Here is a 16,320-nt window from a genome sequence, read left to right as displayed (position 1 = left end):
ATTAGACCTCTTCTTTCTGAATCGTGGTCAACACGTTACGCAGCACCGGGCCGTACTCATATTTACCTGGGCAAACATAGGTACATAGCGCCAAGTCTTCTTCGTCTAGCTCCAGACAGCCCAATTGCTGAGCTTCGTCGGTATCACCTGACAGCAAGTCGCGTAACAGAATCGTTGGAAGAATATCCAACGGCATGATGCGCTCATAGTTGCCGATAGGCACCATTGCGCGGTCTGAACCATGAGTTGAAGTGGTCATGGTGAACAATTTTTTCGGCAGCAAATGACCGGCAAAAGCACGCGTCACTGAGTGTTGATCGACACCAGGTTTAATCCAACCAAGGAATTCTTTCTCATCACCCTCAGGCAGCACGCTCACTTGCATGTGGAAGCGGCCTAACCACTGATGGGCATCATCGACCTTATGGCCGTTGAGAATTGAACCAGAAACAATGCGTTGCTTACCATCAGCAAGCTCGCCCTTGGTGAGCTCCTTCAGGTTTGCCCCCATTTGGGTACGCAGTAAGCGTGGATTTTTCACGCTAGGGCCACCCACGGCAACAACGCGCCCGGTGTAAATTTCACCGGTGGTGAACAATTTACCGTAAGCAATCGCGTCCTGATAAGTAATGTGCCAAACCTGTCGTTTGACGCTGACCGGTTCCAGGAAATGAATGTGCGTTCCGACCAAGCCTGCTGGGTGCGGACCTTTAAAGCTTTCGACCTGAACCTCAGCATCGCCGGTTTCTACTTTCGCATCGGCAGCCTTGGTCACATAAACCTTGCCTTTAGTCAGATTGCTCAGCACTTTCAAACCATCAACAAAGGCTTGCTGCTCTTCCGCAATAATGACGGCGGGATCACCAGCTAACGGATTTGAGTCCATTGCATTGACAAAAATAGCCACGGGTTCAGCATCAAGCTCTGGCGAGCGGCTGAATGGGCGGGTGCGTAAGGCAACCCATTGACCTGAGTTGTTTAATTGTTCGACAACTTTTTCCCGGTCAAGGTTAGCCAGCTCTTTGCTTTCGTATTTCGCAAAGGTTTCTTGCTCGTCACCATCGATTTCGATGACAACAGCTTGCAAGACACGCTTGGCGCCACGCAGTACGTCTTTAACAACGCCAGCTGCTGGTGCAGTGAATTTAACCCCTGGGTTTTTTTTGTCTTCGAAAAGTACCTGGCCTTTTTTTACGCGATCCTCAACCTTGACATGCATGGTTGGGCGCATACCCACATACTCTTCACCCAGAACGGCAACGGTGGTGATGGACTCACCATCTTCGATAGTTTGCTGGGGAGCCCCGGCGATCGGGATATCCAGCCCTTTCTTGATCGTAATCATACGCGTTTGCACTACTCGTTAGGGAAGATGAATCTTTCTTCAGTAACGCTGCTCAAGCAGCCCCCTGAAACCTGATAAATCATATAGTTAGCGCAATAAGCTAGGGCGAGCCGAGAACTCACTGCACTGAACGAATTTTATACATAGTCACCTAGGGCGGGCATTTTAGCACTTTTGTGCCGTGCGTTACCACCTTACACGGCACATTTTTGAGGTACTAAAACCAGTTTATGAAGTGATACGTAACTGAGCCTGAATCAAGACCAGTCCACTTGCGGATCGACATCGGCATCATAGTCAACGCCCGCCATACCAAATCCAAATAGTTTCAGAAAGTCAGAGTGATACTCTTCGTAATCTGCCAACTCATGGAAGTTATCCTGGTTCACTTTATCCCAGAGCTCTTTCACTTTAGCCTGAGTTTCTTCATTGGTTTCCTTGCCATCCATACGCATGCGCCCGGCTCCATCGAGGATCGGCTCATCGCCGTATAGCCCCTCGCTGAATAAGCCATAAATCTGCTCAATACAGCCTTCGTGGGTACCTTCGTCTTTCATGACACGATAAATAAGCGAGATATAGAGTGGCATAACCGGAATTGCCGAGCTGGCCTGGGTCACCAACGCCTTTAAGGATGAAACATAGGCTTCCACATTGAGCTCGCGGTGCTCGCCGCGAATCGCTGTCGCCGCGCGGTCCAGGTCTTCTTTCGCTTTACCGATGGTGGCATGACCATAGATAGGCCAGGTCAATTCTTTACCAATGTAGGTGTAAGCTGTGGTTTTCGCATTGTCGGCTAGAACATCGGCGTCTGCCAAGAATTTCAGCCAACGTTCCCAGTCTTCGCCACCCATCACTTTAACGGTGTTTTCAATTTCTTCTTCAGTGGCCGGCTCAAGGGTGATTTCCTTCACTTCGTCCTTGTCCGTGTCGTAGGTCTTGGTCGTATAGGCTTTACCCACGGGCTTCAATGTTGAACTGTAAACTTCACCAGTATCGGGGTCTTTACGCTTAGGCGACGCCAGGCTGTAGATCACCAGATCAACTTTGCCCATATTGGCTTTAATTTTTTCGATGGCTTGCGCTTTCACTTCGTCGGAGAAGGCATCGCCATTAATGGTGTCTGCGTACAAACCCTCTTCATGCGCAGCATCATGAAAGGCTGCTGTGTTGTACCAGCCAGCAGTGGCAGTTTTACGTTCGGTCGGTTCTTTCTCGAAGCATACGCCCAGGGTCTTCGCGCCAGCGCCGAAAGCGGCGGTAATGCGCGAGGCAAGGCCGTAACCCGTTGATGAGCCAATCACCAGCACGCGCTTTGGCGCGCCTGCAATCTCGCCTTTGCGCTTCACGTAGTCGATCTGTTCCTGCACATGCTTAGCACAGCCCACCGGGTGCGCATTTGTACAGATAAATCCACGAATCTTTGGCTTAATAACCATAATATTGTCCTGTTCCTTGTCTCGCTTTAGGTCTCACTGTACCTGTAGTTTAACCGACAGCTGGCGTAAAACACATCTGATTAGTTTAGTCTTTCTACAAAGAGGTCATGAGCTTGCACCAACTTTACTACCGCCGCGACAGGCCGGTGAACCCGGGACCTGGCGAAGGTTTTCCCACTCAGCGGAGGTATAGGTGTGCAATGCCAGTGCATGCACGGGCCCGGCCAACGCCGCACTTAAGAGTTTATTAATCGTGCGATGGCGCTGCAGTAGACGTTGTCCGCTGAAGGCGTCGCTGACGATGACCACCTTAAAATGGGAATCGTCCGTTGGGGTGCCGTGCAAATGACTCTCATTGGTCACTTGCAGATAGGTGACAGGTAGGCCTTCGTTGAGCTGTCGCTCGATGAAGCTAGCTGTATCCGGCGTTAACGTAGATTGCTCTGGCATAAGTTAATTTTCCTCGCTCGAACTATCAAGGGCACTGAAACAAATCCGCTTGTCGCGCCCCAGCCGCGCCAACGCGTCTAGCAATGAAGGCATGGGCTTTTCGCGCGCTGTCGCAACGCGATAAGACTGTGAGCTGACGGTGCCCCACTCCTGCCACAACAATACACCGTACTCGCTATACAAGGCGGCGAGCTCAGCGAGTCCTCGCTGACGGCGCTGCGGCAATGCCGAGGGTTCCTGCACCAACCGCCAGCGATTCAAGTCTTCTTCTGTTGCCAGCAGCGCATCGTTGATCTTGTTGCGACAAAAGCTTAACTGGAGGGTGCCTTCGCTGACCTTCCAATCGGCATTGGGAAGGTGCATCAGGTTCACCTGTTGCACTCGCTGCAGCGCACTGTCATCAGAAACTGTAGCTGGTGAACAGCCGACCAGCAAACCGAGCGCTGCGAAAAGCGGGAGAAAAAGACCGTTGAGCTTTGCCATACAAAGACTTTCTTTTGTAAACGAACCGAGGGGCTATCATAACGCAGATGAAAAGACAGGAGAACATCCTTGTTCAGTCGAAATGGTGTTATTCCTTAACTCCATTTCTTAATCCTTAAACGAACTTTATACAAGTCGTTTACAAAAATCAACTCCTGTAATCAACACTATTTAAACTTTTCAATCTTCTTTTTCTCGTTTCTGCTTAACTGCTTGCTCTTCCGTGGTTTCTTCCACGGTCACTAGTGCAATAATCTGCCAGCCTGGTTTGGGCTCAAAGGTGTGATCCGTTGTAAAGACATGAAACGATTTACGCTCATCCATAGCAAACATCGGGATAGCACGGTTGCCGTAGCGCTTCTGATAATCTGTGAAGTTGAAGTTTTCAGTAAGATTAGTGGTTTTCATTTGCGCGCCCTGAAAAGTCAGGCTGGCCAGCTTCGAGAAGGTGACCCCTTTACCGAAAAGTTTTAAGCGTTCCCGATAACTTTCCGATAACTGATTGCGTGCCGGCGCTTCGTGCTCATTGGTGGGCAAGCCGTAAATTTTGCTGCGACTGAACCAATCCATAAAGTGCAGGGCGACAACCGGGTTCAACTGTTTGTAGGGCGATAAAATCAATACCCTTCCTATCCCCGTCAAATCCATGTTGTTTTCCGCATGATCGGAGGTCGGATTGCCAAAGTACACGGGCAGATTTTCCATCCGCGCCTGTTTGATATTTTCCCAGTTGGTGTCGGCCAGCAATACAGGTAATTCCTGCTCTTTAAGGGCCTTGGCGATACGCCGGGCCGTGATATTGGCACCAAAAATCAGAAAGCCGTGTGCGGGTGGTTCCCGTAATTTCAGTGCGTGGGCAAGCGGCTTGGCCGTCAGACTTTGCAATACCACTGTGCTCAGGATGACTAAAAAGACCAGCGGCACCAGAAGTTCCGCTTCCGCCCAGCCATCTTGTTGCAGTTTCAACGCAAATAGCGCCGAAACTGCAGCGGCCACAATCCCTCGAGGTGCAATCCACGACAACAGTATCTTTTCTTTAAAGTTCAGTTTGGTGCCGATGGCCGATAACCAGACGCTTAACGGACGCACGACAAAAATGATGACCGCAAGCAATACCACCGCAGGCATCCCCAGCTCACTGAAGGCTGCCATGTCAAGACGCGCAGCAAGAATGATAAACAGGCCGGAAATCAACAATACGCTTAAGGTTTCTTTAAACTCAAGAATATCGTCAAGGTTGAGATTACGGGTATTGGCCATCACCATGCCCATTACCGTGACTGTCAGTAGCCCGGACTCGTGCTGCAGAGCATTTGACGCGGCAAAAACACCCAGCACGATCGCCAAGGTAGCGACATTTTTCAGATAATGTGGGAACCATTCTTTGCGTAAGGCCGTGCCAAGCAGTTTACCGGCAGCGAAGCCTAAGGCAAAGCCAACGCCGATGGTAATGGTAAAGGCTTGCACAGCCTGCATCATGCCCGCGCCCTGGCTGGCAATAATGAATTCGTATACCAACACCGCTAACAGCGCGCCAATGGGATCAATGATAATCCCCTCCCAGCGCAGGATATTGGCAACGTTTGACTTAGGCCTGACCGAGCGCAGCATCGGCATGATCACGGTGGGTCCTGTCACCACCACTAAAGCCCCAAATAAAGCCGCAAGTTCCCAACCAAAATCAATCAACAGATAAGCCACGACGGAGGCTACAATCCAGGTGACCAGCACGCCGATGCTGACCAGGTGGGTCACCATGCGGCCGTGGCCACGAATTTCATTGAGCTTAAGGGTCAGGCTGCCCTCGAAGAGGATGATTGCGACCGATAGGGACACCACCGGAAACAACAGGTCGCCAAACAGGGTATTGGGGTGCAACCAGCCGAGGCCGGGACCCACCAACATACCGACGAGCAACAGAGGCAATATCGCTGGAATTTTGAGGCGCCACGCCGACCATTGGCATAAAATCGACAGCACACCTATGAGTGCAAGAGCTGACATACTTGACATAATTTAAGGTACTCCTTGTCTTTCCAGTAACTGTCATTACCTCTAATGAGATACTTCATCTTGCTAGTTGATAATCATTCGCATTTAAGTACAATACTAGAATATCCATTTCGCACTATTACGAGGTTAGCCCCTTATGAGATTACCGCAAATGCAAAAACTCTTATCGCTGAGTGCCTTAGCACTCGCATTCTCGGCATCTATCGCCAACGCAGCAACAGTAAACGTCTATTCTGCGCGAAAAGAAGCCCTGATCAAACCCGTACTGGAACAGTTTAGCGAAAAAACCGGCATTGAGGTGCGCTTACTGACCGGAAATGGCAATGCTTTGCTCGCGCGGCTTGAGAATGAGGGGGAAAATACTCCCGCTGACTTATTCCTGACCGTTGACGCCGGAAATCTCCATCGCGCTGCTGAAGCAGACATATTTCAGCCAATTACAGATAAAAGTATCCTCAGCAAAGTGCCTTCGCACCTGCACGGTACTGATAACCTGTGGATTGGTCTGAGCTTACGCGCCCGACCTATTTTTTACGCCAAAGACCGGGTCGACCCAAGTGAGCTTTCAGGTTATCAGGATCTTGCAGCAGACAAATGGGATAACAATGTTTGTATTCGCTCATCTGATAACATTTATAACCAGTCACTGACGGCTGCTCTGATCGAGCACTGGGGCGTTGAAGAAACCGAGAGCTGGGCCCGTGGCCTGGTCGATAACTTTGCCAAGCCTCCGGTCGGTGGTGACCGCGACCAGATCAAGGCCGTCGCCGCTGGGGTCTGCGACCTTGCTGTTGCCAACACCTATTATCTGGGGCTGATGGAAGCATCCAGCGATGCCGAAGAGCGCGAAGCCGCTAGTAAAGTTGCGATATTCTGGCCTAACCAAACTAGTTTTGGCACCCACGTAAATGTCTCGGGGATCGGTCTGACCAAGCATGCGAAGAATAAAGCAGCGGCGCAGCAGCTGATGGATTATCTGCTTTCACCTGAAGCCCAACAGTGGTACGCCGCAACCAATAACGAGTACCCCGCAGTTGAGGGGGTCGAGTGGAGTGAGCGGCTACAGAACTGGGGCCAGTTTAAAATGGACGACCTGGAAATGGCCGTGCTTGGCGAAAATAACGCAGTTGCTGTCAAACTAATGAACCGCGCAGGCTGGCGTTAATGCTGTCAAAGTGGCGACAAATCTCCCTGGTAGCCTCAGCACTTATGCTGGGGCTTCCTTTATTTGTCATTGTCGCCGCCCTGCTTGCCCTGCCTTTGGGGGGCGATTTCACCACTCTCTCCCATTTGTGGGATACCGTTATCCCGGAATATGTGCGGCACTCACTGCTGCTCATGCTGGGTGTCGCCGTTGGCGTGATAACCCTGGGCGTCGGCACCGCCTGGTTAACCACCAGCTGTCGCTTCCCGGGACAACGCATCCTTAGTTGGGCATTGCTGCTCCCGCTGGCAATGCCTGCCTATATCACGGCGTATACCTACACCGGTATGCTTGACTATAGTGGCCTGGTGCAGACGTCCTTGCGCGATGCTTTTGGCTGGGGCTACGGTGATTATTGGTTCCCGCAAATTCGCAGTCTTGGCGGCGCAATTGTCGTGCTGAGTCTGGTGTTGTTTCCTTATGTTTACCTGATTACTCGCGCGACCTTCCTGCAACAGTCGGCGACCACCCTGGAAGCCGGTCGCAGTCTAGGCCTATCCCCCTGGCAATGCTTCTGGCGTATCGCTCTACCGCTGGCCCGGCCCGCCATTGTCACCGGTGCCACGCTGGCGTTGATGGAGACCCTTGCTGATTACGGCACGGTGCAGTATTTCGGCGTCACCACCTTCACCACCGGAATCTTCCGTACCTGGTACGGACTGGGCGATTTAACCGGTGCGCTACAATTGGCGGGCCTCTTACTGGCAGCCGTCATCGCATTAATTTTGATTGAGCGCTGGTCGCGCAAACAAGCGCGTTATGACCAGCGCAACCCGCGACCTGCCGCACCTTTTCAGTTGCGTGGCAGCAAAGCCTGGCTGGCAAGTGCCGCGTGCTGGCTGCCATTACTGCTTGGCTTTATCCTACCCGCGCTGCAGTTGACCAGCTGGTCGATCGAGCGCTGGCAGGTGTGGACCGATGCGGATTTCTGGCAGCTGGCCTGGAATAGTTTTGCCTTGGCGTTTACCGCGGCCCTGCTGGTGGTGACGGTTGCACTTTGGCTTGCTTACGGGCGTCGGCAACTGCCCACGAAACTGGTGCGCACCAGCGTCGCCTTTGCCGGCCTGGGCTATGCCATTCCGGGATTGGTGATTGCAGTTGGCTTGCTGGTCTTGCTCAGCGGCGCAGATCAAATGATTATTGCTGCCAGTGAGAGCCTGTTTGGCTGGGATCCCGGACTGTTACTTTCAGGAACTCTATTCGCATTACTGTTCGCCTATACCGTCCGCTTTTTAAGTGTTGCCCTGCAGACGGTGCAAGCGGGACTCGCCGAGATCCGCCCCAGTATGGATGAGGCGGCGCGCATCCACGGCTACCGACCGTTTCAGGTGCTCCGCGCCATTCACCTGCCGTTGCTGCGGCCAAGTGTACTGACTGCCATCATTCTGGTCGGTGTCGATGTCCTGAAAGAACTTCCGGCAACACTGGTTTTACGCCCCTTTGACTTTAATACCCTTGCGGTGCGGGCTTATGAGATGGCCGGTGACGAGCGTCTGGCGGATGCCGGACCACCGGCGCTAATGATGGTCATGGTGGGCTTAATTCCGGTTATTCTGCTTTCGCGAGCTATGTTAAAATCGCAGCAACATGCATTGAAGGAGCAAGATTTTGTCCCTGTTACAGCTTGATCATTTACAAGTGAATATTGGTCAGCAGGCTATTGTCCGTAGCGTGACGGTGAGCCTGGAAGCAGGGGAAATCGGCTGTCTTCTCGGTCCCAGCGGCTGTGGTAAAACCACCCTACTCCGTGCCATTGCTGGCTTTCAGCCGGTGGCCACTGGCAGTATCAGTCTTGCTGGCAAAACGGTTTCAGCTCCCGCCTTCACCCAAGCCCCGGAAAAACGTGGCATTGGCATGGTATTTCAGGATTTTGCGCTATTTCCTCATCTCACCGTTGCCGACAACATTGGCTTCGGTATGCGCCATGCCAGTCATGCTGAAAAGCTTTTGCGGGTTGATGAACTGCTTGAGCGAATCAGCTTACCGGGTTATCAAAACCGCTACCCGCACGAGCTTTCCGGCGGTCAGCAACAACGTATCGCGCTGGCCAGAGCACTGGCACCGCGGCCACGCCTGCTGTTACTTGATGAGCCCTTTTCCAGTCTCGATGCCGAGCTGCGCGAGCGACTTGCCATAGAAGTAAGGGAGCTGCTGAAAAAAGAACAAATTACCGCCTTACTGGTGACCCATGATCAGCAGGAGGCTTTTGCTATGGCCGATAAAGCCGGTGTTATGTACCAGGGGGAGTTGTTGCAGTGGGAGACGCCCTATCAGCTTTATCATCAGCCACGGCATCAGATGGTGGCTGACTTTATTGGTCACGGTGTGTTATTGCAAGGCACGGTCAACGCCAGCGGCGCGATGGCATCGCCGCTGGGAATGCTGGAACATCCAAGTCTGAACAACGTGGAAGGTGGAACTCCGGTCAATTTCCTGGTCCGTCCTGATGACCTGGTCCCGGATCCTAAGTCGCGGCTACGCGGCAGAATCAAAGCGCGTGGCTTTCGCGGTGCGCACAACCTGTACAGTGTCGAGCTGGTCAGTGGTGTCGAAGTACTCACTTTGAGTCCCTCCCACGAACAGCTGGAGGTCGGCTCTGAGATTGGCTTACGCCCCGACTTTGACCACCTAGTGGTATTTGCTGCGGATCACTGCGAACTCCCCGGCTTCCATAGCCAGGCCCCGGCATTTAAACCGGTGTTACCAAAAGCGCAAACGGCGTAGTAAAAGGAATTCGACCACCGCAATCACCGCCAGCGAGCCACAAAAAATCCAGAAGGCCTGATCGCTTTCTACGCCCGGCATACCACCGATATTGATGCCAAAGACCCCGGTCAGGAAGCTGATCGGTAAAAACACCCCAGCGATAACTGACAGCCAATAGGTATTACGATTCATTTTCTCGGCAACTTCCTGCTGCAGGTGTTCTCGCAACATCCAGACCTGCTCCAGTAACATTTCCAGCGACTCTAATTCCCGCTGCGTGCTATCGCGCTCGTTTACCAGCCACTGCACATTGTCTGTCTCCAGCCATTTCACCGCATCTACCGCCAGCCGCTCAATGGCTGTCAGCTGTGGGCGTACAAAGCGGACCAGCCGTAACATGCGCCGGTGTAACTGGGTGAGATGTCGTTGCCGCTCGCTGGTGCCACCAGTCGTATCGTCTTCCAGCTGCTCCATTTCAGCTTCAATCACGTCCAGCAGCTCTTCCAGCCTGTTGTTGATTTCTTCTATCAGCATCACCAGAAAGTCGTGCAGCGACTCTGGTCCTTGTTGCTGTTTTAACCGCTCGCGTAGCACTCCGACCGAGCGCAAAGGCCGTTTGCGGAAGCTGTAAATATTCCCTTTGTAATACAAGATCCGCAGACTCAGCATATCCTCAGGCCGCTCACCTTCGGTCAGATTGACCCCTTTTAAAATCAGTAAGAAACCATGGGCGTTGCGCTCGAACCGTGGCCGGGTATCCTCTTCCAGCACCGCATCAATTAAGGGTTCCGGGATGCCTGAGTTTTGCAACCACTCCTGGATACCGGGCTGATCACGTTGAATGTGAAACCAGCTATTTTGTCGATCATGGAAGTCGCTCTCAATCGCCTGGGCGGGATGAGTGCTGAAGTCCCAGCTATCGATCATAAATTCGGGACGTTGCTCTGTCATACGTGCTCCTTGAAATCACATTCCCAACGACTAATGTTTAACGTTACAATAGCAGCCACAAGGCAATTCGACATCAACTATAATCAAAAGGACAGTACATGTTAATCGCTGTTGTCGCAGTACTTTTTGGTCTTGCTTTACTGGTCTGGAGCGCGGATCGCTTCGTTGATGGTGCAGCCGCAACCGCTGACCATTTAGGTATGCCGCCGCTACTTATCGGCATGGTTATTATCGGTTTTGGCACCTCGGCACCGGAGATGGTGGTCTCCGCGTTGGCGTCAATGCAGGGTAATCCAGGACTCGCTCTGGGTAACGCCTACGGTTCCAACATCACCAACATCGCGCTGGTGCTGGGTATTACTGCTGTGTTAGCGCCTATCGCCGTGAGCAGTCAGGTATTAAAGCGCGAAATGCCCATCCTTATTGCGGTTACCTTACTCGCCGCCTGGCCCCTTTACGATTTGACCATCACCGCTATTGAAGCCTGGATGTTACTGGCGATTTTCGCAGCCTACATGGGTTGGAGCATTTATCAGGGCATGCGCGGCAAAGACGACGCCCTCGCGGCAGAGTTCGATCAGGAGCTCAAAGCCCACAAGATGCCCATAGGCAGATCTGTAGTGTGGCTGGTTGTCGGTTTAATTCTATTGGTCATCAGCTCAAGAATACTGGTCTGGGGCGCGGTTGATATTGCCACAGCACTTGGCGTCAGTGACCTGGTGATAGGCTTGACGGTGGTTGCTATCGGAACATCCTTGCCAGAATTAGCATCGGCCATCGCAGCGGTGCGTAAAAACGAGCATGATCTTGCCTTTGGCAACGTGATCGGCTCAAACATGTTCAACACATTGGCAGTAGTGGGTATCGCCGGGGCCATTCACCCTATTCAGCTCGAAGCTCTGGTCCTTAGCCGTGATTGGCTAACTATGACGGCGCTGACGTTCTTACTGGCAATCTTTAGTTTCCGCATTAATCGCCCCACCCGACTGAACCGAATTCAGGGTGTAATACTATTACTTTGCTATAGTACCTATACTATCTATCTTCTGAAAACGGGGTTCTAAAATGATGCAAGAACGAGCGATCAGTTCAGCACAGCGGCTGGGTTACGCCGGGCTTATACCTTTTCTCGTCTTTACCATGGGCGGGTTACTGGATGTTTACGCTGATCATTCGTTAAGACTCTTCGTCATTTACAGTGCACTCATTCTGAGTTTTCTCGGTGGTGTGCACTGGGGGCTGGCGATGGCACGGGATGATAGTCCCACCCGCGAATTGCGCTGGAGTATGTTACCGACCATCGTCGGTCTGGCACTTCTCTTTGCCGGAGTATGGATCACCCCACTGACCATGCTTATTGTGCTGGCCTTTGCCCACCTGTTCTGGCTCAACTTCGAAAAACGCCATGTTCGCAAACACCTTTGGTACATTGAGCTGCGCTCGCGGCTGACCTTTACGGTCGTAGCGTTGCATGTGATTTTGATCATTATTTCACTGTAACTTACCAGACAGCACAACACAGAAGCAAAACACGGTTGCGAATCGTTCGCATTTGTATTATTATTTGGATCAGGTTTGAAGCGAGGTCCTTATGTACGTTTGTCTCTGTAAAGGTGTAACAGATAAAACTATCCAGCGTGCCGTCCACGATGAAGGCATCAGCAGCATGCGCGAACTTCGCCAGCAATACGGCGTTGCCTCGCAGTGTGGTTGCTGTAAAAGCTGTGCCAAAGACGTTTTGACTGAAGCTGTTAAAGAGCGAAATACTCGTTTTCTTGAAGATGCCTTATTGCAAACAACGGTATGCTACACTTAAGCTAGATATCATTATCATCTAGCTAGGAGTGTGTAATGCAAGGCGAACCTAAAGTTCTGCAAGAACTTAATCGAATTCTTACCCGCAAGCTCACAGCCATCAACCAGTACTTTCTACATGCGCGCATGTACAAGAACTGGGGTTTTGATGCGTTAAACAGCACCATTTACAAAGCGTCCATTGAAGAAATGAAGCACGCCGATGTCATCATCGAGCGGCTGCTCTTTCTTGGTGGTCTTCCCAATCTTCAGGATCTTAGCAAGCTCTTTATCGGCGAAGAGCCGCGCGAGATGCTTGAGTTAGATCACAAAATGCAGGCCGCTGACGTTGAAGCGTTGCGTGAAGCCATCACCCTTTGTGAAAAGCATCAGGACTACGTTACCCGCGATCAGCTGAGTGACATCCTGGACCAGCAAGAAGAGCATCTTGACTGGTTAGAGACGCAACTGGAACTGATTACCCATCTGGGTCTGAGCACCTACCTACAAACCAAACTTCATAAGGAGTCGTAACATGGCTTTAGATTCCTCCGCAGTTGTTACGCAACTCAATCGCCTGCTGGCCTTTGAACTCACGTCCATCGATCAGTACACGGCGCATTCGCGGCGCTATGAAGATATGGGCTTGAATAAGCTCTACGAGCGCATCAATCAGGAGATTGATGACGAGCGCCTGCATGCTGATCTGTTGATCCGTCGCATGCTGTTTCTCGGCGGCCGACCCGACATGGATAAACGCGAACCACATACCATCGCAGATGATGTGCCCACCATGCTCAGCAACGATCTTGAACTGGAGCGCAACAATGCCAAAACCTTGCGTGAAGTCATTGATTTCTGTGAGCAGGAAGGTGACTTTGTCACCCGCACCATGCTGGTTGGCATTTTACAGGACACAGAGGAAGATCATGCTTACTGGTTGCGTCAGCAACTCGAGTTGATTGATCGCCTTGGACTTGAGCTTTACCTGCAGGCACAAATGTGACGAAAGCGACTACCACAGACGTCGTATCGAACATCGTAACGACAATTAGAGAAGCATTTCACTGGCTCAATAGCGAGCTGTTCAGTGTTGGCGAAACCGCGGTCACTTATGGCGCGGTTTTGCGCTTTGTGCTCATTCTGGTGGCCGCCTGGATCGTCTCGGTACTGTTGCAAAAAGCCCTGCACCGCTATGCCAACTTCCGCAACAGTCTTGCACCTTCCTCGGTCTACGCGCTTAAGCGAATCACCCACTACGTCGTGTTGCTGGTGGGTTTTTTGCTGGCGGTTTCATCCATTGGTATTGATTTAACGAAGTTTGCTATCTTCGCCAGTGCCTTAGGTATAGGTGTTGGTTTTGGTCTGCAGAATCTGATCAGCAACTTTGTCTCGGGGATTATCCTTCTATTTGATAAGACCCTGAAAGTTGGTGATTTTGTTGAGCTGGAGTCAGGTGTCACCGGTGAAGTCCAGGAAATTAATATCCGTAGCACCATTATTACCACCAATGACAATATCGATATTATTGTTCCGAATTCGGAGTTTGTCAGTGGCCGGGTCACCAACTGGACCATGCGCGACACCTACCGGCGTATTAAAGTCTCTTTTGGGGTCGCCTATGGCACTGATAAAGAATTGGTCAAAAAAGCGGTGCTTGAAGCTGCTGAGCGCGTGCCGCATACCTTAACGGACACGCATCATCGTCCGCCACAGGTATGGCTGGTCGAATTTGGCGAAAGTGCCCTCAATTTCGAACTGGTGGTCTGGCTCAGACCAGAGGCGGTCAATCGCCCTGGTGCCGTGCAGGCAGCCTTTATGTGGGAAATTCACACGTCGCTGATGGAACACAAAATCGAGATCCCTTTCCCGCAACGCGACTTGCACGTCAAGACCTGGAACGGCGAGAAAGCACAAGTGCACTTTATGCAAGATCGCTCATCGACAGCATCGACGGAGAACGAGGAGCCCGCTCCGGAGCCTCCTTCCAAAAACGACGCTGCCGAGGAGCTCTAGTCACTTAAGCGTTGACGAAGCTCATCCACGCAACCAGGGTCATCAATGGTCGATGGAATAGCCACCTGGCTATCCCCATCGGCCAGTTGCCGTAACAGGCGCCGTAAGATTTTACCTGAACGTGTTTTTGGCAAGCGCGGCACCACATGGACCTGACGTAAACACGCCACCGCCCCAATTTCATCACGAACCCGCTGCACCAGTCGCTGACTCAACACCTCTGGCGCGATGGTCACACCATCTTTAACAATCACCAAGCCCAAGGGTACCTGACCTTTGAGCTCGTCGGCCACGCCAATGACAGCGCATTCTGCAACGGCCGGATCCATCGCCAGAATCTCTTCCATTTCACCGGTCGAAAAGCGATGACCAGCGACATTAATTACATCATCCGTTCGCCCCATGATGAACACATAACCGTCATCATCTTTGTAACCCCCGTCACCACTGCTGTAAAAACCTGAGAACTCACGCAGGTAGCCGGCCTGAAAGCGTGTTTCATCCCCCCAGATGGTGGTCAGGCAGCCAGGTGGCAATGGCAGCTTAACCGCCACCGCACCCTGCTGATTCGCTTCAAGCTCTGTACCGTCGGGCGCCAGAATACGAATATCGTAACCCGGCACAGGTAAGGTTGCCGAACCTGGCTTTGTGGGGTACTCGGCAATACCCACCGGATTAGCGCACATCGGCCAGCCTGACTCTGTCTGCCACCAGTGGTCATACACTGGCTTGCCGGTAACCTCCTGCGTCCATTCCAGGGTTGGCGGATCCAGCCGTTCACCGGCCATATAAATACGCTCCAGCTTATCCAGCGAGTGCTGCTGCAACAGCGTTGCTTGTGGATCTTCTTTTTTGACCGCACGAAAAGCGGTGGGGGCCGAAAACAAAACCTGCACACCGTACTCTTCACATATCCGCCAGAATGCTCCGGCATCTGGCGTACGAACCGGCTTGCCTTCGTAAAGAACGGTGGTCGCTCCACTGAGTAAGGGTCCGTAAACAATATACGAGTGCCCGACCACCCAGCCCACATCCGAGGCGACAAACATAACTTGCCCGGGTTCGACGCCATACACAGTCCTCATCGAGTAGCGCAGTGCCACAGCGTAGCCGCCCGTGTCACGCACCACTCCCTTAGGTTTGCCCGTAGTTCCTGAGGTATATAGCACATACAGAGGATCTGTCGCCTGCATCACCGCACACTCCGCGGGAGTTACCCCTGCCAGCGCCTGCTGCCAGTCGATATCGCGTGGCTCCTGCAGCCGCGCCTCACAGATTTCGCGCTGCCAGACAATCACATGCTGCGGGGGCGCTGCGGCTAACTCCAAAGCTTCGTCAACATAGGGCTTGTAAGGAATGACCTTGTCCACTTCCACCCCACAAGAAGCGGTGATGACAACTTTAGGCGTGGCATCATCAATGCGCACGGCGAGTTCATGCGGCGCAAAACCACCAAAGACCACCGAGTGCACAGCACCCAGACGCGCGCAGGCCAACATGGCGATGGCCGCTTGCGGGATCATTGGCATATAAATGACCACCCGGTCACCTTTTTTAACGTGTTGTTTCTTTAACAGTCCGGCAAATTGCGCCACTTCGTCACGCAGCTGGCGATAGGTATAGGTTGATTTCGTCGCAGTGACCGGAGAATCATAAATTAACGCGAGCTGGTCGCCTCGACCATTACCCACGTGGAAATCCAGTGCACAAAAAGCAATATTCAGCTCCCCGTCAACAAACCAGTCCGCCGTGCCATTTTCATTAGGCCGCAGTCCTTGCTTTGGTTCGGCAAACCAATGCAGCTGCTTCGCTTGCTGCAGCCAGAATTTCTCGGGTTGCTGCAGGGATAATTCGTATTCATGCGGATAATTGTTCATAACGGCGGTCCTTGACGTGCTGCGATAAAGATAACTTTAGCT

Annotated in this window: 16 protein-coding genes; 9 read left to right on the top strand and 7 right to left on the bottom strand. The window is 52.2% G+C overall.

Annotated elements, in window-relative coordinates:
- Nucleotide 1: 1 nt before the first annotated feature.
- The 5 genes from J6J28_RS02905 to J6J28_RS02885 form a co-directional block, all read right to left on the bottom strand.
- Entirely contained in the window at nt 2-1,345 is a 1,344-nt protein-coding gene (locus J6J28_RS02905; RefSeq protein WP_301719824.1) for a Na(+)-translocating NADH-quinone reductase subunit A, read from the bottom strand.
- Nucleotides 1,346-1,602: 257 nt separating this feature from the next.
- Nucleotides 1,603-2,784 carry an enoyl-ACP reductase FabV gene (fabV, locus tag J6J28_RS02900; RefSeq protein WP_301719822.1) on the bottom strand — a complete coding sequence of 394 codons (1,182 nt, stop codon included), beginning with the start codon at nt 2,782-2,784 and terminating at the stop codon, nt 1,603-1,605.
- A gap of 105 nt (nt 2,785-2,889) precedes the next feature.
- Nucleotides 2,890-3,234, bottom strand: coding sequence for a BolA/IbaG family iron-sulfur metabolism protein (locus J6J28_RS02895; RefSeq protein WP_301719821.1), 345 nt, complete (start codon nt 3,232-3,234; stop codon nt 2,890-2,892).
- Between the two features lie 3 nt (nt 3,235-3,237).
- Entirely contained in the window at nt 3,238-3,717 is a 480-nt protein-coding gene (locus J6J28_RS02890; RefSeq protein ID WP_301719820.1) for a hypothetical protein, read from the bottom strand.
- Nucleotides 3,718-3,897: 180 nt separating this feature from the next.
- Complete coding sequence (locus tag J6J28_RS02885) at nt 3,898-5,730, bottom strand: cation:proton antiporter (protein ID WP_301719819.1); 1,833 nt, start codon at nt 5,728-5,730, stop codon at nt 3,898-3,900.
- A 136-nt stretch (nt 5,731-5,866) separates the two neighbouring features.
- Here J6J28_RS02885 and J6J28_RS02880 point away from each other — a divergent pair, with 136 nt between their 5' ends.
- Genes J6J28_RS02880 through J6J28_RS02870 form a run of 3 tightly spaced genes read left to right on the top strand, consistent with a single transcriptional unit; the run spans nt 5,867 to nt 9,658 of the window.
- Nucleotides 5,867-6,895, top strand: a complete 1,029-nt coding sequence (locus tag J6J28_RS02880; RefSeq protein WP_301719818.1) for a Fe(3+) ABC transporter substrate-binding protein — start codon at nt 5,867-5,869, stop codon at nt 6,893-6,895.
- Nucleotides 6,895-8,562, top strand: a complete 1,668-nt coding sequence (locus J6J28_RS02875) for an ABC transporter permease (RefSeq protein WP_301719817.1) — start codon at nt 6,895-6,897, stop codon at nt 8,560-8,562. The genes J6J28_RS02880 and J6J28_RS02875 overlap by 1 nt, the downstream gene beginning before the upstream one ends.
- Complete coding sequence (locus tag J6J28_RS02870; RefSeq protein WP_301720788.1) at nt 8,549-9,658, top strand: ABC transporter ATP-binding protein; 1,110 nt, start codon at nt 8,549-8,551, stop codon at nt 9,656-9,658. Before J6J28_RS02875 ends, J6J28_RS02870 begins: the two co-directional genes overlap by 14 nt.
- On the opposite strand, the gene J6J28_RS02865 is transcribed toward J6J28_RS02870, so the two are convergent.
- On the bottom strand, nt 9,635-10,591 hold the full coding sequence (locus tag J6J28_RS02865) for a CorA family divalent cation transporter (RefSeq protein WP_301719815.1): 957 nt from the start codon (nt 10,589-10,591) through the stop codon (nt 9,635-9,637). The genes J6J28_RS02870 and J6J28_RS02865 overlap by 24 nt on opposite strands.
- A 98-nt stretch (nt 10,592-10,689) precedes the next feature.
- On the opposite strand from J6J28_RS02865, the gene J6J28_RS02860 reads away from it, so the two are divergent.
- The 6 genes from J6J28_RS02860 to J6J28_RS02835 all read left to right on the top strand — a co-directional run bounded on the left by J6J28_RS02860 (nt 10,690) and on the right by J6J28_RS02835 (nt 14,401).
- The gene (locus tag J6J28_RS02860; protein WP_301719814.1) at nt 10,690-11,655 is read left to right on the top strand and encodes a calcium/sodium antiporter; all 966 of its coding nucleotides are present in this window, start codon (nt 10,690-10,692) and stop codon (nt 11,653-11,655) included.
- Between the two features lies 1 nt (nt 11,656).
- The gene (locus J6J28_RS02855; RefSeq protein WP_301719813.1) at nt 11,657-12,091 is read left to right on the top strand and encodes a DUF3429 domain-containing protein; all 435 of its coding nucleotides are present in this window, start codon (nt 11,657-11,659) and stop codon (nt 12,089-12,091) included.
- A gap of 91 nt (nt 12,092-12,182) precedes the next feature.
- Entirely contained in the window at nt 12,183-12,407 is a 225-nt protein-coding gene (locus J6J28_RS02850; protein WP_301719812.1) for a bacterioferritin-associated ferredoxin, read from the top strand.
- Nucleotides 12,408-12,442: 35 nt separating this feature from the next.
- Nucleotides 12,443-12,919: a bacterioferritin gene (bfr, locus tag J6J28_RS02845; RefSeq protein ID WP_301719811.1), complete on the top strand. Its 477-nt coding sequence runs from the start codon at nt 12,443-12,445 to the stop codon at nt 12,917-12,919.
- A gap of 1 nt (nt 12,920) precedes the next feature.
- Complete coding sequence (gene bfr, locus J6J28_RS02840) at nt 12,921-13,391, top strand: bacterioferritin (RefSeq protein ID WP_301719810.1); 471 nt, start codon at nt 12,921-12,923, stop codon at nt 13,389-13,391.
- Nucleotides 13,388-14,401, top strand: a complete 1,014-nt coding sequence (locus tag J6J28_RS02835) for a mechanosensitive ion channel family protein (RefSeq protein WP_301719809.1) — start codon at nt 13,388-13,390, stop codon at nt 14,399-14,401. The genes bfr (J6J28_RS02840) and J6J28_RS02835 overlap by 4 nt, the downstream gene beginning before the upstream one ends.
- Here J6J28_RS02835 and J6J28_RS02830 read toward each other — a convergent pair.
- Nucleotides 14,398-16,278, bottom strand: a complete 1,881-nt coding sequence (locus J6J28_RS02830) for an acetate--CoA ligase (protein ID WP_301719807.1) — start codon at nt 16,276-16,278, stop codon at nt 14,398-14,400. The two genes, J6J28_RS02835 and J6J28_RS02830, sit on opposite strands and share 4 nt — an antisense overlap.
- Nucleotides 16,279-16,320: the final 42 nt, after the last annotated feature.

It is taken from the genome of Pseudidiomarina terrestris (assembly GCF_030466375.1).
GTDB classification, from domain to species: domain Bacteria; phylum Pseudomonadota; class Gammaproteobacteria; order Enterobacterales; family Alteromonadaceae; genus Pseudidiomarina; species Pseudidiomarina terrestris.
Note: the sequence above shows the minus strand (reverse complement) of the source record. Positions and strands in the feature narration are given on the sequence as shown.

Bases quoted from the DNA above. Each gene is read 5' to 3' on its own strand.
- J6J28_RS02890 (WP_301719820.1), bottom strand. From the start codon at position 3,717: ATGGCAAAGCTCAACGGTCTTTTTCTCCCGCTTTTCGCAGCGCTCGGT.
- J6J28_RS02860 (WP_301719814.1), top strand. From the start codon at position 10,690: ATGTTAATCGCTGTTGTCGCAGTACTTTTTGGTCTTGCTTTACTGGTC.
- J6J28_RS02830 (WP_301719807.1), bottom strand. From the start codon at position 16,278: ATGAACAATTATCCGCATGAATACGAATTATCCCTGCAGCAACCCGAG.
- J6J28_RS02880 (WP_301719818.1), top strand. From the start codon at position 5,867: ATGAGATTACCGCAAATGCAAAAACTCTTATCGCTGAGTGCCTTAGCA.
- J6J28_RS02855 (WP_301719813.1), top strand. From the start codon at position 11,657: ATGATGCAAGAACGAGCGATCAGTTCAGCACAGCGGCTGGGTTACGCC.
- J6J28_RS02905 (WP_301719824.1), bottom strand. From the start codon at position 1,345: ATGATTACGATCAAGAAAGGGCTGGATATCCCGATCGCCGGGGCTCCC.
- J6J28_RS02875 (WP_301719817.1), top strand. From the start codon at position 6,895: ATGCTGTCAAAGTGGCGACAAATCTCCCTGGTAGCCTCAGCACTTATG.
- bfr (WP_301719810.1), top strand. From the start codon at position 12,921: ATGGCTTTAGATTCCTCCGCAGTTGTTACGCAACTCAATCGCCTGCTG.
- bfr (WP_301719811.1), top strand. From the start codon at position 12,443: ATGCAAGGCGAACCTAAAGTTCTGCAAGAACTTAATCGAATTCTTACC.
- J6J28_RS02850 (WP_301719812.1), top strand. From the start codon at position 12,183: ATGTACGTTTGTCTCTGTAAAGGTGTAACAGATAAAACTATCCAGCGT.
- J6J28_RS02885 (WP_301719819.1), bottom strand. From the start codon at position 5,730: ATGTCAAGTATGTCAGCTCTTGCACTCATAGGTGTGCTGTCGATTTTA.
- fabV (WP_301719822.1), bottom strand. From the start codon at position 2,784: ATGGTTATTAAGCCAAAGATTCGTGGATTTATCTGTACAAATGCGCAC.
- J6J28_RS02895 (WP_301719821.1), bottom strand. From the start codon at position 3,234: ATGCCAGAGCAATCTACGTTAACGCCGGATACAGCTAGCTTCATCGAG.
- J6J28_RS02865 (WP_301719815.1), bottom strand. From the start codon at position 10,591: ATGACAGAGCAACGTCCCGAATTTATGATCGATAGCTGGGACTTCAGC.